Source organism: Rhodopseudomonas pentothenatexigens, from assembly GCF_900218015.1.
GTDB classification, from domain to species: domain Bacteria; phylum Pseudomonadota; class Alphaproteobacteria; order Rhizobiales; family Xanthobacteraceae; genus Rhodopseudomonas; species Rhodopseudomonas pentothenatexigens.
The window spans coordinates 19,829-33,557 of record NZ_UFQQ01000015.1; the positions used below are offsets into that span (position 1 = coordinate 19,829).

Genomic DNA, 13,729 nt, shown 5'->3' on the forward strand with positions numbered 1-13,729 from the left:
TTGCCAAAAGCATAATTGCTCTGCGCTCGCCTCGGCGACGGTGAATCCCGCGTTAGTCGAAGGGTGGGAGTTTGATACGAAAGTCGCACGCAACTGTCCTCATGCGGCGCCTTTGAGCGTAGTTCGCTACCGCTTGACCGCCCGAACCAGCCGGGCGATGCAGAGTTGCAGTCCCTTTGATCAAGCGCAGCGTGGCGACGTGGAAGCCAAATTCCAGATTTTTCTCACGCTGCTCGCTGTGTTGGCTGGAACGGCGCTGCTCGCCCGACGGGTCAACATCGCACCCGCGATCCTGCTGCTGATCGCGGGCATCACGCTGGCCTTCATTCCCGGAATGCCGGCAATCGAATTGCCGCCGGACCTCATCCTGCTCCTGGTGTTGCCGCCGCTGATCTATTCGGCCAGCGTTGCGATGAGCTGGCGCGAATTCTGCGCCAATCTGCGCCCGATCGGCCTGCTCGCGATCGGCTGCGTGATCTTCACCGCATGCGCGGTGGCGGTCGCGACGCACTATCTGATCGGCCTGTCATGGCCGGTCGGCTTTCTGCTCGGGGCCATCGTCGCGCCGCCTGACGTGGTGGCGCCCCTGGCGATCGCCCGCAGGCTCGGCCTGCCACGACGGATCGTGGTGGTGCTGGAAGGCGAAGGGCTCGCCAATGACGCCACGGCACTGATCCTGTACCGCTTCGCGGTGGCGGCGATCATGACCGGCGCGTTCTCGCTGACCAAGGCCTCCGGCACCTTCGTGGCGATCCTGGCGGGCGAAATCGCCTTCGGGATCGCGGTCGGTTGGCTCAGCCTACGCGCCCGGCATTGGGTGCGCGATCCGCAGATCGAGATCACACTGTCGCTGCTGACGCCCTACATCGCCTACTGGATTCCGGAGCACCACGGCGGCTCCGGCGTGATCGCCACCGTCGCCTGCGGTCTCTACATCTCCTGGAACGGCCCGCTGCTGATCTCGGCGGCGACGCGGCTGCAAGGCATCTTCTTCTGGGATCTGGTGATCTACCTGATCGAGGGGATGCTGTTCCTGCTCATCGGCTTTGAGCTGAGGGCGATCCTGGAGCGGTCGCAGGGGATTGCGTTCGAGGACATCGCAGTCGCGACGCTGCTGGTGGCCGCGATCGTGGTCGTCGCCCGTTTTGCCTGGGTCTACCCCGCGACCTATCTGCCGCGGCTGCTCAGCCGGAGGATCAGGACACGGGAGACGGCACCGTCGTGGCAGGCGGTGTTCGTGGTCGGCTTCACCGGCGTGCGCGGGGCGGTGTCGCTGGCGACCGCGCTGGCGCTGCCGTTTGCCCTGCCGGACGGCTCGCCGTTTCCCGATCGCGACCTGATCCTGTTCGTCGCTTTCGGCGTGATTCTGATCACGCTGGTCGGGCTCGGCCTGACGCTGCCGGCGCTGGTGACGACGCTCGGCGTCGCCCGCGACGGCCGGAGCGAGTTGGTGTTCGAGCACGAAAACGAAATCGCCGCGCGCCGCGAGGCGCTGGCAGCGGCGCTTACCTCGCTTGACGCGCTCACCGACCACCGGGAATTGTCGAACCAGGTGGTGGCACTGCTGCGCGCCCGCCACGACATCCGGTCCCAGCAACTGCCCGCCTCGCTCGACGACGACGCCTATGCGGCGACCGCAAACGCCCGGGCGCTGGTGCGCGAACTGATCGCCGCCGAGCGCAAATTCATCCATGCCCAGCTCCGCGCCGGCAAGATCAACGACGAAGCCCGGCGCCGGATCGAGCGGGATCTCGATCTGGAGGAGGCGAGCCTCACCAATCGCGAAAGTGGAACGGCGCCATTGTAGGGCACGTTCGGGGCGCGGCTGAGTCGCTCGGTGTTCGCCAGGGCCGGGCTCGTCCCAGCCATCCACGTTCTCGTCCTGCGGTGAGGGCTCAAAGACGTGGAAGCCTGAGCAGCACGAGTCGAGCGAGTGGCGTCCGATCTGACTGCCGATGTCGCGGCCGAACTTCAGCGTCCGCCACACCACAAGGCGCGATCCCACCCGTTCCGAATGAGCGCGCGCGGCGGCCTCGCTTACTCCGCTGCTGGCACCATCTGGGCGGCACCGGGCTTCGGCGTCGCGCCGTAGCGCTGCTCGATGTAGTCGATCACCAGCGCCTTGAAGTCGGCCGCGATGGTGTCGCCGCGCAGGGTGCGGAATTTCTGGCCGTCGACGAACACCGGGGCGGCCGGCGACTCGCCGGTGCCGGGCAGCGAGATGCCGATATTGGCGTGCTTGCTTTCGCCCGGGCCGTTGACGATGCAGCCCATCACCGCGACGTTGAGGTTCTCGACGCCCGGATAACGGCTGCGCCATTCCGGCATCTCGTCGCGGATGAAGTCCTGGATCGAGCGCGCCAGCTCCTGGAACGTCGTCGAGGTGGTGCGGCCGCAGCCGGGGCAGGCCGCGACCAGCGGCACGAAGGTGCGGAACCCCATCGTCTGCAGCAATTCCTGCGCGACCTGAACCTCGCGGGTGCGGTCACCGCCCGGCTCGGGAGTGAGCGAAATCCGGATGGTGTCGCCGATGCCCTGCTGCAGCAGGATGCCGAGTGCGGCGGACGACGCGACGATGCCCTTCGAACCCATGCCGGCTTCGGTGAGGCCGAGATGGATCGCGTAGTCGGAGCGCGAGGCCAGATCCTGGTACACGGCGATCAGGTCCTGCACCGCCGAGACCTTGGCGGACAGGATCATCTTGGTCTTCGGCAGGCCGATCTCTTCGGCACGCGCGGCCGACAGCAGCGCCGACTGCACCATCGCCTCGCGGGTGACGGCGCGGACGTCGCGCGGATTGGCGCTGGCGGCGTTCTCGTCCATCAGCTTGGTGAGCAGCTCCTGGTCGAGCGAGCCCCAATTGGCGCCGATCCGGACCGCCTTGTTGTTCCGAATCGCGATCTCGACGATGTCGGCGAACTGCGTGTCACGCTTGTTCTTGAAGCCGACATTGCCCGGATTGATCCGGTACTTGTCGAGCGCCTCGGCGCAGGCCGGATATTCGGCCAGCAGCTTGTGGCCGATGTAGTGGAAGTCGCCGATCAGCGGTGTGGTCAGTCCGAGTTTGCGGATGCCGTCGCGGATGTGCGGGACGGCGGCGGCCGCCTCTTCGCGATCGACGGTGATCCGGACCATCTCCGAACCGGCGCGGGCCAGCGCGGCGATCTGCTTGATGGTGCCCTCGACATCCGCGGTGTCGGTATTGGTCATCGACTGAACGACGATCGGGGCACCGCCGCCGACGGCCACATCGCCGACCATGACCTGAGTGGTTTGGTGCCGCGGCGCGGGGCCGGCGACGTCGTCTCGCAGCGGATTTTCGAGCTTGTTCATGGCGGTCCGAATATCAGGTTTTGGTGACATTCAGCAATGGATCGTTGGGTGCAGGAACCGGAGCCGGCCGGTTCACGAGATAAAGGCCGGCGATCACCAGCACCGCCGCGGCGCCGAATGCCGGGGTCAGCGGGTCGTGCATGATCAGATAGCCGGCCGCCACCCCGAATAAAGGGGTAATGAAGGTGAAAGCCGACAATTTGCTGGCCGAATAGGTTTTCACCAGCCCGAACCACAGCAGGAACGTCAGGCCGACCACCCAGATGGTCTGATAGGCCATCAGGCCGAGCGACAACGGAGACGGCATTTTGGTGATGGTCTCGCCGGACAGGGCAGCCGCGGCGGCCAGGATCGGGACCGAAACCGCCACCTGATAGGCCAACCCCTTCTCGGCCGGGGCACGCTGCAGCCGGGTCGACTTGACGATCAGGGTGGTGGCGGCCCACAGCGCTCCCCCGCCGACCAGCATCAGGTCGCCGACCAGGACGCTGGTGTCGACATCGGCCTGCGGAACCCCGATCGCCAGCGCCACCCCGGCGAAACTCAGCCCTAGCCCGGCCCATTGCAGCCGGCGCAGCCGCTCCCCGAGCAGCCGGTAGGACCCGAGCGCGACGAAGAACGGTGCCGTGTACAGGAACACCACCGCCCGCGACGCCGTGGTCAGGGTCAGGCCGTGATAGATCAGCACGAATTCGAGCCCGAACAGCACCCCGGCCGACAACCCAGCCCGCAGCGTGCCGTCGCGCTGGAACAGCTTGACCCGGCGTGATCTGGCGATGATCAGGATGACGATCAGCGCGCCGGCCGAGCGGATCGCCGCCTGCAGGAACGGCGGGATGTCCGGCAGCACCAGCTTCACCGCGATCTGGTTGAAGCCCCACGACAGGCAGCACAGCAGCATCAGCGCGATCGCACCGGCGCTCAGCGGACGCCCCATGGTGGCGCTCACCGCAGCGGTCGCGCGAGCTGAGTGATCAGATTCGAGGGGATCGCCGTCGTCCGGCGAGACATCTTGATCGACATGGTGCCTCCGGCTTTTCGCCGTGTTGTGGCGGGCGCTGGCGCGCCTCGCTCCTCCCATCGATCAAGGCGTAAACCGCGTCAGGCGGCTTGGCAATGGCCGCATACGCCGGTGATCTCGACCACCGACATCTTCGGCGTGAAGCCGGTCTGGCGCGCCGCTTGGTTGAGAATTTCCGTCACGTCCGATGCCGACACCTCACCGACCGATCCGCAAACTTCGCAGATCAGGAATGCCACAGTGGCGGCGTCGCTGTGATCGTGGCCGCAGGCCAAAAACGCGTTGCGGCTCTCGATCCGGTGCACAAGACCGTTCTGCATCAGGAAATCCAGCGCCCGATAGACCGTGATCGGCGCCGGCCGTGGCATCACCCGTGCCAGTTCCTCGATCACCTCGTAGGCGCCGAGCGGCCGATGGCTCGACAGCAGCGCCTGCAGCACGTTGCGCCGGATCGGCGTGAGGTTCTGCGAACGTCCGGCGCAGACCCGCTCGGCGTGCTCGATGCCTTCGGCGGCGCAGCGGTCGTGATCGTGACCCGGCGCGGGGAATGTCGACTTCAGTGCGGTCATCGGGCCCATCACCACTCACGTGCCGGCCAGCCGACCGGCTCATCTTCGAATTCGAGCAACACCCTACACCGGGCCGGAGTTCAAGTCTCGCGACCGGCCGGATTTGAAAGGCATGCGCAACTCGGATCGGTCACATGCGAATCGGTGTCTTGAGAAATAATAAGCAAGCTTATCTTATGCGAAGCTCAGGAGTGGCGCCATGACCCGGGGTCCGGAGGACCAGAACTTCATCTTTGCGTTCGCCGAGGTGCAGCGGCTGATCCGCGCCTATGCGGACAAGCAGGCGTCCCGGCACGGCATCACCCGCGCCCAGTGGGCGGTGCTTGCCAAGGTGGAACGCGCCGAAGGGCTGAAGCAGTCCGAACTCGCCGAACAGATGGACCTGCAGCCGATCACCCTCACCCGGCTGATCGACAAGCTGTGCGACCACGGCTGGCTCGAACGCCGCAGCGACGCCAGCGACCGGCGCTGCAAGCGACTCTATTTGCGCGAGGCGGCCCGGCCGCTGCTCGGCAAGCTGGCCGAACTCCGCGCCGAACTCACTGCGACCGCGCTCGCCGGCCTGACACCGGAGGACGCCCAGCGCCTGGTGCGACAGATGCAGATGATCAAGGAGAATTTGCGTGGCGCGATCCAACACCACTGCCACCGTGAAGAACGACGACGGGAGGAGCGCTATGGCTGAACCGGCCCTGAAACTTCCAATCGAACAGAAGACCCCCCTGGCCGATCCGGTCGTCGCGGCGAGCGGCGGACCGCGCCGCGATCTCGGCGGCACGCTGCGCCGTTATCGCCGGCCGCTGCTGCTGGTCGTGCTGCCGCTGGTGGCGCTGATCGGCGGCATCACCTTCTATTTGGAAGGCGGCCGCTATGTGACCACCGACGACGCCTATGTGGGCGCCCAGAAGGTCCTGATCACGCCCGACGTCGCAGGCAAGATCGTCGAGGTCACGGTGAAGGAAGGCCAGCATGTCGAGCCCGGCGACGAGCTGTTCCAGATCGATCCGGTGCCGTTCCGCCTCGCCGTCGCGCAGGCCCAGGCCAAGCTGGCCGACGCCAAGACCAGCCACGCCAACCTGGTCGCCAACGTCAAGCTGTACGGCCAGACCGTCGAGCTGGTGAATGCCGGCATCGCGCTGAAGCAACGCGACGTCGAGCGCAAGACCTCGCTGGTTCAGAGCCGTGCCGGCTCGCAGCTCGATCTCGACAACTCCACCGCCGCGCTGGTGACCGCCCAGGCGCAGCTGCAGCTCGTCAAGCAGCAGCAGTCGACCGCGCTCAATCAGTTGCTCGGCGATCCCGAGCTGCCGCTGGAAAAATTCCCCGCTTATGCCCAGGCCAAGGCGGCGCTGGACGACGCCGAACGCAACCTCAATCTGTCGACGGTCCGCGCGCCCATGAATGGCACCGCCACCCAGGTCGACAACATTCAGCTCGGCCGCTTCGTGGCAGCGGGGACGCCGGTGTTCAGTGTCATCGACACGTCGCGGCCGTGGGTCGACGCCAATCCGAAGGAGAGCGACTTCACCTATGTGGCGGTCGGGCAGAAGGTGACGCTCGATGTCGATGCTTTCCCGGATCATCCCTTCAAAGGCCGAGTGACGTCATTGTCGCCCGGCACCGGCGCGCAGTTCGCCGTGCTGCCGCCGCAGAATGCCACCGGCAACTTCGTCAAGGTGGTGCAGCGTGTGCCGCTGCGGATCGCGTTCGACGACGGCGACGCGATGGTACGCCGGTTGAAGGCCGGCATGAGTGTGAACGTCTCGATCGATACCAACCACCGGCGTTCGCTGGCGGGTCTGCTCGGCTTCGGCCCCGCCAGGGCTGCACAGCCCGACATCGACGCGGGCGAGGCCAAGTAAGCGATGTCGAGCGCCGCTCACCCGTCTGCGGTTCCGGGCTTTCGCCGCAACATGGTGACGATCTGCGCCATGACGGCGACGATCATGCAGGCGCTCGACACCACCATCGCCAACGTCGCGCTGCCCTACATGCAGGGCTCGCTGTCGGCGTCGCAGGACCAGATCAACTGGGTGCTGACGTCCTATATCGTGGCCGCTGCGATCATGACGGCGCCGGTCGGCTGGATCGCCAACCGGTTCGGGCGCAAGCGCATCTTCATCATCTGCGCGGCCGGCTTCACCGCCGCCTCGGTGATGTGCGGGCTGGCGCAGGACATCACCCAGATGGTGGCGTTCCGGCTGCTGCAGGGTGTGTTCGGCGCGGCGCTGGTGCCGCTGTCGCAGGCGGTGATGCTCGACAGCTACGCGCTGCACGAGCGCGCCAAGGCGATGTCGATCTGGGGCATGGGCGTGATGATGGGGCCGATCATGGGTCCGTCGCTCGGCGCCTGGCTGACCGAAACCTACTCCTGGCACTGGGTGTTCTTCGTCAATCTCCCGTTCGGCGCCATCACGGTGCTCGGCCTGGCGATGTTCATGGACGAAACCGACAAGAACCACGAGCTCAAATTCGACTGGTTCGGCTTCGCCGCGCTCGCGGTCGGAATCGGCGCGATGCAGCTCGCGCTCGATCGCGGCGAGCAGCTCGACTGGTTCAATTCACCCGAGATCATCATCGAGTCGATCGTCTCCGTGATCGGGTTCTACTACTTCTTCGCCCACTCCTTCACCACCGAACGCCCGTTCATCCAGTTCGCGATCTTCAAGGACCGCAACTTCATCGGCGGCGTGATCTTCATGACGGTGATGGGGCTGGTGCTGTTCTCGACGATGGCTCTGTCGTCACCGTTCCTGCAGAACGTCGAAGGCTATCCGATCATGACCGCCGGCCTGCTGCTCGCCTCGCGCGGCTGCGGCACCTTCGTGGCGATGATGATCGTCGGCCGGATCATGCGCCACATCGAGGCGCGCACCCTGATCGCCACCGGCCTGTCGCTGACCTGCGCGTCGCTTTACGTGATGACTGCCTGGACCGACCAGACCACCGTGTCGAGCGTGGTCGTCACCAGCATCGTTCAGGGGTTCGGCTTCGGTCTGGTGTTCGTGCCGCTGTCGACAGTGGCGTTCATGACCCTGCCCGGACAGCTCCGCACCGACGGCACCGCAATGCTGACGCTGGTGCGCAACGTCGCCAGTTCGGTCGGAATTTCGGTGGTGATCGCCAAGCTGTCGTCGGGCACCACGACGGCACACGCGATCCTCACCGAACACATCAACCCGTTCAACGACGCGCTGCAGATGCCGAACGTCACCGGCATGATCGACCTGTCGACCACCACCGGCAAGGCGATGATGGACGCGATCGTCACCATGCAGGCGCAGATCATCGCATTCTCGCACGACTACGCGATGGTGATGTTCCTCACCGCCGCCGCGGTGCCGATGGCGATCATCATCGGCTCGACCAAAGCGGCGCTGCGCAAACAGGGCGAAGCCGCGGCGGACCATGCGGCGGTGATGGAGTAGCTCTTAACCTCTGCCCGAAAGAGCGGTGCGAGAGAGATCACGGGGCCGCTCCACACCCCAGCGTCATGCGCGGGCTTGACCCGCGCATCCATCGCGCGCCGAGCGCGCCTCACGAAAGCCTTGCGAAGAGGATGGATTGCCGGGTCAAGCCCGGCAATGACGTAGCATCTTCTTTAGTTCACCTTCTCGATCGCCATTGCGACGCCCTGGCCGACGCCGACGCACATCGTGGCCAGTGCCAGCTTGCCGCCGCGCTTCTCCAGGCCGTGCACCGCCGTCAGCGCCAGGCGCGCGCCGCTCATGCCGAGCGGGTGGCCGAGCGCGATCGCGCCGCCGTGCGGATTGACGAAGTCCGCGTCGTCCTTGACTCCGAGCTGGCGCATGCAGGCGATGCCCTGGGAGGCAAAGGCTTCGTTCAGCTCGATCAGATCGAAGTCGCTGATCTTGAGCCCGAGCCGTTCCATCAGCTTCCTGGTCGCCGGCACCGGGCCGATGCCCATGATCCGCGGCGGCACCGCGGCCGAAGCGAGGCCGAGGATTTTGGCGCGCGGCGTCAGGCCGTACTTCTTCACCGCGGCTGCGGAGGCGATCAGCAGCGCCGCAGCGCCGTCATTGACGCCCGAGGCGTTGCCGGCCGTCACCGTGCCGGGATTGCGCACGATCGGCTTCAGCTTGGCGAGGCCTTCGAGCGTGGTTTCGGGACGCGGGTGCTCGTCCTTGTCGACGGTGATCGAGCCGGCCTTGCCGCCCGAATACGTCACCGGCGCGATTTCCTCGGCGAAGTAGCCGGCGGCAATCGCCGCACCGGCACGCTGCTGGGAGCGGATCGCGAACGCATCCTGATCGGCGCGCGAGATCTGGAACTCCTCGGCGACGTTCTCGCCGGTCTCGGGCATCGAATCGACGCCGTATTGCTGCTTCATCAGCGGATTGATGAAGCGCCAGCCGATTGTGGTGTCGAAGATGTCCGCGGCGCGGGAAAATGCTTCGGTGGCCTTGCCCTGCACGAACGGCGCGCGGGTCATCGATTCGACGCCGCCGGCGATCGCCAAGTCGATCTCGCCGCCGCGGATCGCGCGGCCCGCGGCGCCGACCGCATCGAGCCCGGAGGCGCACAGCCGGTTCAGGGTCTGACCGGGCACCGAATCCGGCAGGCCCGCCAGCAGCGCCGCCATCCTGGCGACGTTGCGGTTGTCCTCGCCGGCCTGATTGGCGCAGCCGAAGAACACCTCGTCGACCGCGCTCCAGTCCATGTCGGGGTGCCTGGCCATCAGCGCCCTGATCGGCACCGCCGCGAGATCGTCGGTTCGCACCTTGGCGAGCGATCCGCCGTAACGGCCGATCGGGGTGCGCACCGCGTCGCAGACAAACACGTCGGCCATCGAAACTCTCCCTGTTTTGCCGATCCGGGCTGGGACGCCGGACTTGAAGCCGGTTTGTAGAAAGCGTCGCCGAACAGGTCAATGCGCCGCCGATCGGCGCGGTCCCGGTTGAAACCCGTGCATGGCTCGCCGCGCGAGGTAGGAACCCCGGCGGGATTTTTGCTATGCATCGGCCATGACCATCCGCCCCGACATCGCCGTGCCGCCCGACGCCGCTCCGCCCGCCGAGGCGCCGGCAAAAATGTCGCCGATGATGGAGCAGTACCACGAGATCAAGGCCGCCAATCCGGGGCTGCTCTTGTTCTACCGGATGGGCGACTTCTACGAGCTGTTCTTCGAGGACGCCGAAATCGCCTCGCGCGCGCTCGGCATCACGCTCACCAAGCGCGGCAAGCATCTGGGCGCCGACATTCCGATGTGCGGCGTGCCGGTCGAGCGCTCCGACGACTATCTGCACCGGCTGATCGCGCTCGGGCATCGCGTCGCGGTGTGCGAGCAGACCGAAGATCCGGCCGCGGCCCGCGCCCGCAAGAGCGTGGTGCGGCGCGACGTGGTGCGGCTGATCACCCCCGGTACACTGACCGAAGACACCCTGCTCGACGCCCGCGCCAACAACTATCTGCTGGCCATCGCGCGTGCCCGCGGTTCCGCCGGCACCGATCGGATCGGGCTGGCCTGGATCGACATCTCCACCGGTGAGTTCTGCGTCACCGAGTGTTCGACCGGCGAACTCGCCGCGACGCTGGCGCGGATCAATCCGAACGAAGCGATCGTGCCCGACGCGCTGTATAGCGACGCTGAACTCGCCCCGACCTTGCGCGAGCTCGCCGCCGTCACGCCGCTGACCCGCGACGTGTTCGATTCAGCCACCGCCGAGCGACGGCTGTGCGATTACTTCGCGGTCGCCACCATGGACGGCCTCGCCGCGCTGTCTCGGCTGGAAGCCACGGCGGCCGCGGCCTGCGTGACGTACGTCGACCGCACCCAGCTCGGAAAACGGCCGCCGCTGTCGCCTCCGTCGCGCGAAGCGGTCGGCACCACGATGGCGATCGACCCGGCGACCCGGGCCAACCTCGAACTGACCCGCACGCTCGCCGGCGAGCGCCGCGGTTCGCTGCTCGACGCGATCGATTGCACGGTGACGGCCGCGGGGTCGCGGCTGCTGGCGCAGCGGCTCGCCGCGCCGCTGACCGATGCGGTCACGATCGCCCGCCGGCTGGACTCGGTCGAAGCCTTCGCAGGCGATTCCGGACTTCGCGAACAGATTCGCAGCTCGCTGCGGGCGGCGCCCGACATGGCGCGCGCGTTTGCCCGGCTGTCGCTCGGCCGCGGAGGCCCGCGGGATCTGGCGAACTTGCGCGACGGCATCCGCGCCGCCGACGAGGTGCTGGTGCAGCTGGCGCAGCTCGCCAGCCCGCCGCAGGAGATCGCCGCCGCGATGGCGGCGCTGCAGCGCCCCTCGCGCGAGCTGTGCGCCGAGCTCGGCCGCGCGCTCGCCGACGATCTGCCGCTGCTCAAACGCGATGGCGGCTTCGTCCGCGAAGGCTATGAGCCCGCGCTCGACGAAACCCGCAAGCTGCGCGACGCCTCGCGGCTGGTGGTGGCGTCGATGCAGGCACGCTACGCCGACGATACCGGCATCAAGGCACTGAAGATCCGGCACAACAACGTGCTGGGATATTTCGTCGAAGTCTCGGCGCAGCACGGCGAAAGGCTGATGGCGCCGCCGCTGAACGCCACCTTCATCCATCGCCAGACGCTGGCCGGGCAGGTCCGCTTCACCACCGCCGAGCTCGGTGAGATCGAGGCCAAGATCGCCAATGCGGGCGACCGCGCACTCGGGCTCGAGCTGGAAATCTTCGACCGCCTCGCGGCGATGATCGATGCTGCCGGCGACGACCTGCGCGCCGCCGCGCATGCGTTCGCGCTGCTCGATGTCGCCACCGCGCTGGCCAAGCTCGCGAGTGACGACAACTACGTCCGGCCCGAAGTCGACGACTCGCTGGCGTTCGCCATCGAAGGCGGCCGGCATCCGGTGGTCGAGCAGGCGCTGAAGAAAGCCGGCGAGCCGTTCATCGCCAACGCCTGCGACCTGTCGCCCGGCCCGGCGCAGAAGAACGGCCAGATCTGGCTGCTGACCGGCCCGAACATGGCCGGTAAGTCGACTTTCCTGCGCCAGAACGCGTTGATCGCGCTGCTCGCCCAGGTCGGCAGCTTCGTGCCGGCGAACCGTGCGCGGATCGGCATCGTCGACCGGCTGTTCTCCCGCGTCGGCGCCGCCGACGATCTCGCCCGCGGCCGCTCCACCTTCATGGTCGAAATGGTCGAGACCGCGGCGATCCTCAATCAGGCGTCCGAACGCGCGCTGGTGATCCTCGACGAGATCGGCCGCGGCACCGCGACGTTCGACGGCCTGTCGATCGCCTGGGCGGCGATCGAGCACCTGCACGAACAGAATCGCTGCCGCTCGCTGTTCGCGACGCACTACCACGAGCTGACCGCGCTGTCGGCCAAGCTGCCGCGGCTGTTCAACGCCACCGTGCGGGTCAAGGAATGGCGCGGCGAGGTCGTCTTCCTGCACGAGGTGCTGCCCGGCTCGGCCGACCGCTCCTATGGTATTCAGGTCGCCAAGCTTGCCGGCCTACCGCCCGCGGTGGTGGCCAGAGCAAAGACCGTACTCGCCAAGCTCGAAGCCAACGACCGCGGCCAGCCCAAGACGCTGATCGATGACCTGCCGCTGTTCGCCATCACCGCCCGCGCACCGGCCGAAGCCGCCCTTCCGAGCGAGGCCGAGCAACTGATCGAGGCCGTCAAGGCGCTGCATCCCGACGAGATGACCCCGCGCGAGGCGCTGGAGGCGCTGTACGCCCTGAAGGCTAAGCTGCCGCGATCGTAGGATGGGTTGGGCGCACGCGAAATCCATCAACGCCCAGCACGGGTCAGATGGGTTTCGCTGCCGCTCAACCCATCCTACGAACTGAACCGCACCCGAAAGCGAAAAATGGCCGGGACGAGCCCGGCCATTTCGACAATCAACACTTTGAAAGAGTTTACTTCTTGGCCGGCGCCGGGGTGGCGGGCTTGGCCGCATCGGCAGGCTTCGCCGCGTCCGCCGGCTTGGCGGCATCCGGCTTCGCGGCCGGCTGGTCCATCCGCTCGATCTTGGCGGCCTGGCGCAGCTTGCTGACATAGTCCGACTGCGCCTTGCGGGCGACGTACTGCTCGATCTGCGCCTTGACCTGGTCGAAGCTCGGCGGCTTGCGGTTGCGCTTCTCTTCGACCTTGATGATGTGCCAGCCGAACTGGGTCTTGACCGGCTCGGAGATCTTGCCCGGCTCCAGCGCGAACGCCGCCGCGGAGAATTCCGGCACCATCTGGTCCTTGGTGAAGAAGCCGAGGTCGCCGCCGTCGGAAGCGCCCGGATCCTTGGACTTCTTTTTCGCCAACTCGGCGAAGTCGGCGCCCTTCTTCAGCTCTTCGGCGACCGCCTTGGCCTCGTCCTCGGTCTCGACCAGGATGTGGCGGGCGTGGACTTCCTGCTCGCCCGAAATCTGCTTGGCAGCCTCGTCATACACCGTCTTCATCGCCGCATCGGTGGTCGCCGCCTTGCCTTCGGCGGAGAGCACGTCGTCCATCAGCAGCCGGTTGCGGGCAAATTCCAGGCGCTTCTTGAAATCGGCGTTGTCTTGGATCTTCTTGTCTTCGGCTGCCTTGGCGACGATCTTCATGTCGATCAGGAAGGCGAGCACGTTCTCCTTCTTGGTCGCCGGGTCCATCTGCGCCAGGCTCGGACCGAGCTCCTGCTCGGCGAGGTCGACGTCGCTCTGGCGGATCTCGGCGCCGTTGACCTTGGCCAGTACCGGGTTGGCATCCTGGGCGCGCGCGACGGGAGTAGCCAGCAGCGCGAATGCGAGACAACCTGTCACAGCCGCGCTGAGCAGGCCGGCGCGCAGGCCGGATGGGACTGCGTTGGACGCAGGTGTCATGGAAAATCCT

At 66.8% G+C, this 13,729-nt stretch carries 10 protein-coding genes; 5 read left to right on the plus strand and 5 right to left on the minus strand.

Annotation, left to right across the window (positions count from 1 at the left end):
- Positions 1-199 precede the first annotated feature (199 nt).
- Positions 200-1,807, plus strand: coding sequence for a Na+/H+ antiporter (locus tag DWA33_RS15225; RefSeq protein WP_181902421.1), 1,608 nt, complete (start codon positions 200-202; stop codon positions 1,805-1,807).
- A gap of 230 nt (positions 1,808-2,037) precedes the next feature.
- On the opposite strand, the gene ispG is transcribed toward DWA33_RS15225, so the two are convergent.
- The 3 genes from ispG to DWA33_RS15240 form a co-directional block, all read right to left on the minus strand.
- The gene (gene ispG, locus DWA33_RS15230; protein WP_114358924.1) at positions 2,038-3,333 is read right to left on the minus strand and encodes a flavodoxin-dependent (E)-4-hydroxy-3-methylbut-2-enyl-diphosphate synthase; all 1,296 of its coding nucleotides are present in this window, start codon (positions 3,331-3,333) and stop codon (positions 2,038-2,040) included.
- Positions 3,334-3,346: 13 nt separating this feature from the next.
- Positions 3,347-4,270, minus strand: a complete 924-nt coding sequence (locus DWA33_RS15235; protein ID WP_114358925.1) for a DMT family transporter — start codon at positions 4,268-4,270, stop codon at positions 3,347-3,349.
- 164 nt (positions 4,271-4,434) lie between these two features.
- The gene (locus tag DWA33_RS15240) at positions 4,435-4,923 is read right to left on the minus strand and encodes a Fur family transcriptional regulator (protein WP_167443219.1); all 489 of its coding nucleotides are present in this window, start codon (positions 4,921-4,923) and stop codon (positions 4,435-4,437) included.
- 199 nt (positions 4,924-5,122) lie between these two features.
- Between DWA33_RS15240 and DWA33_RS15245 the strand changes: the two genes are divergently transcribed.
- Genes DWA33_RS15245 through DWA33_RS15255 form a run of 3 tightly spaced genes read left to right on the plus strand, consistent with a single transcriptional unit; the run spans position 5,123 to position 8,351 of the window.
- Positions 5,123-5,608 carry a MarR family winged helix-turn-helix transcriptional regulator gene (locus tag DWA33_RS15245; RefSeq protein WP_114358926.1) on the plus strand — a complete coding sequence of 162 codons (486 nt, stop codon included), beginning with the start codon at positions 5,123-5,125 and terminating at the stop codon, positions 5,606-5,608.
- On the plus strand, positions 5,601-6,785 hold the full coding sequence (locus DWA33_RS15250; RefSeq protein ID WP_114358927.1) for an HlyD family secretion protein: 1,185 nt from the start codon (positions 5,601-5,603) through the stop codon (positions 6,783-6,785). Before DWA33_RS15245 ends, DWA33_RS15250 begins: the two co-directional genes overlap by 8 nt.
- Positions 6,786-6,788: 3 nt before the next feature.
- Positions 6,789-8,351, plus strand: coding sequence for an MDR family MFS transporter (locus tag DWA33_RS15255; RefSeq protein ID WP_114358928.1), 1,563 nt, complete (start codon positions 6,789-6,791; stop codon positions 8,349-8,351).
- Between the two features lie 173 nt (positions 8,352-8,524).
- Here the strand turns inward: DWA33_RS15255 and pcaF are convergent, their stop codons facing one another.
- Complete coding sequence (gene pcaF, locus DWA33_RS15260; RefSeq protein ID WP_114358929.1) at positions 8,525-9,733, minus strand: 3-oxoadipyl-CoA thiolase; 1,209 nt, start codon at positions 9,731-9,733, stop codon at positions 8,525-8,527.
- A gap of 175 nt (positions 9,734-9,908) precedes the next feature.
- Between pcaF and mutS the strand changes: the two genes are divergently transcribed.
- On the plus strand, positions 9,909-12,629 hold the full coding sequence (gene mutS / locus DWA33_RS15265; RefSeq protein WP_114358930.1) for a DNA mismatch repair protein MutS: 2,721 nt from the start codon (positions 9,909-9,911) through the stop codon (positions 12,627-12,629).
- A 154-nt stretch (positions 12,630-12,783) separates the two neighbouring features.
- On the opposite strand, the gene DWA33_RS15270 is transcribed toward mutS, so the two are convergent.
- Positions 12,784-13,719 carry a peptidylprolyl isomerase gene (locus DWA33_RS15270; RefSeq protein WP_114358931.1) on the minus strand — a complete coding sequence of 312 codons (936 nt, stop codon included), beginning with the start codon at positions 13,717-13,719 and terminating at the stop codon, positions 12,784-12,786.
- Positions 13,720-13,729: the final 10 nt, after the last annotated feature.

Excerpts from the sequence above, each read along its gene's own strand:
- ispG (WP_114358924.1), bottom strand. The coding sequence starts at position 3,333 with ATGAACAAGCTCGAAAATCCGCTGCGAGACGACGTCGCCGGCCCCGCG.
- DWA33_RS15235 (WP_114358925.1), bottom strand. The coding sequence starts at position 4,270 with ATGGGGCGTCCGCTGAGCGCCGGTGCGATCGCGCTGATGCTGCTGTGC.
- DWA33_RS15240 (WP_167443219.1), bottom strand. The coding sequence starts at position 4,923 with ATGACCGCACTGAAGTCGACATTCCCCGCGCCGGGTCACGATCACGAC.
- DWA33_RS15245 (WP_114358926.1), top strand. The coding sequence starts at position 5,123 with ATGACCCGGGGTCCGGAGGACCAGAACTTCATCTTTGCGTTCGCCGAG.
- DWA33_RS15250 (WP_114358927.1), top strand. The coding sequence starts at position 5,601 with ATGGCTGAACCGGCCCTGAAACTTCCAATCGAACAGAAGACCCCCCTG.
- DWA33_RS15255 (WP_114358928.1), top strand. The coding sequence starts at position 6,789 with ATGTCGAGCGCCGCTCACCCGTCTGCGGTTCCGGGCTTTCGCCGCAAC.
- pcaF (WP_114358929.1), bottom strand. The coding sequence starts at position 9,733 with ATGGCCGACGTGTTTGTCTGCGACGCGGTGCGCACCCCGATCGGCCGT.
- mutS (WP_114358930.1), top strand. The coding sequence starts at position 9,909 with ATGACCATCCGCCCCGACATCGCCGTGCCGCCCGACGCCGCTCCGCCC.
- DWA33_RS15270 (WP_114358931.1), bottom strand. The coding sequence starts at position 13,719 with ATGACACCTGCGTCCAACGCAGTCCCATCCGGCCTGCGCGCCGGCCTG.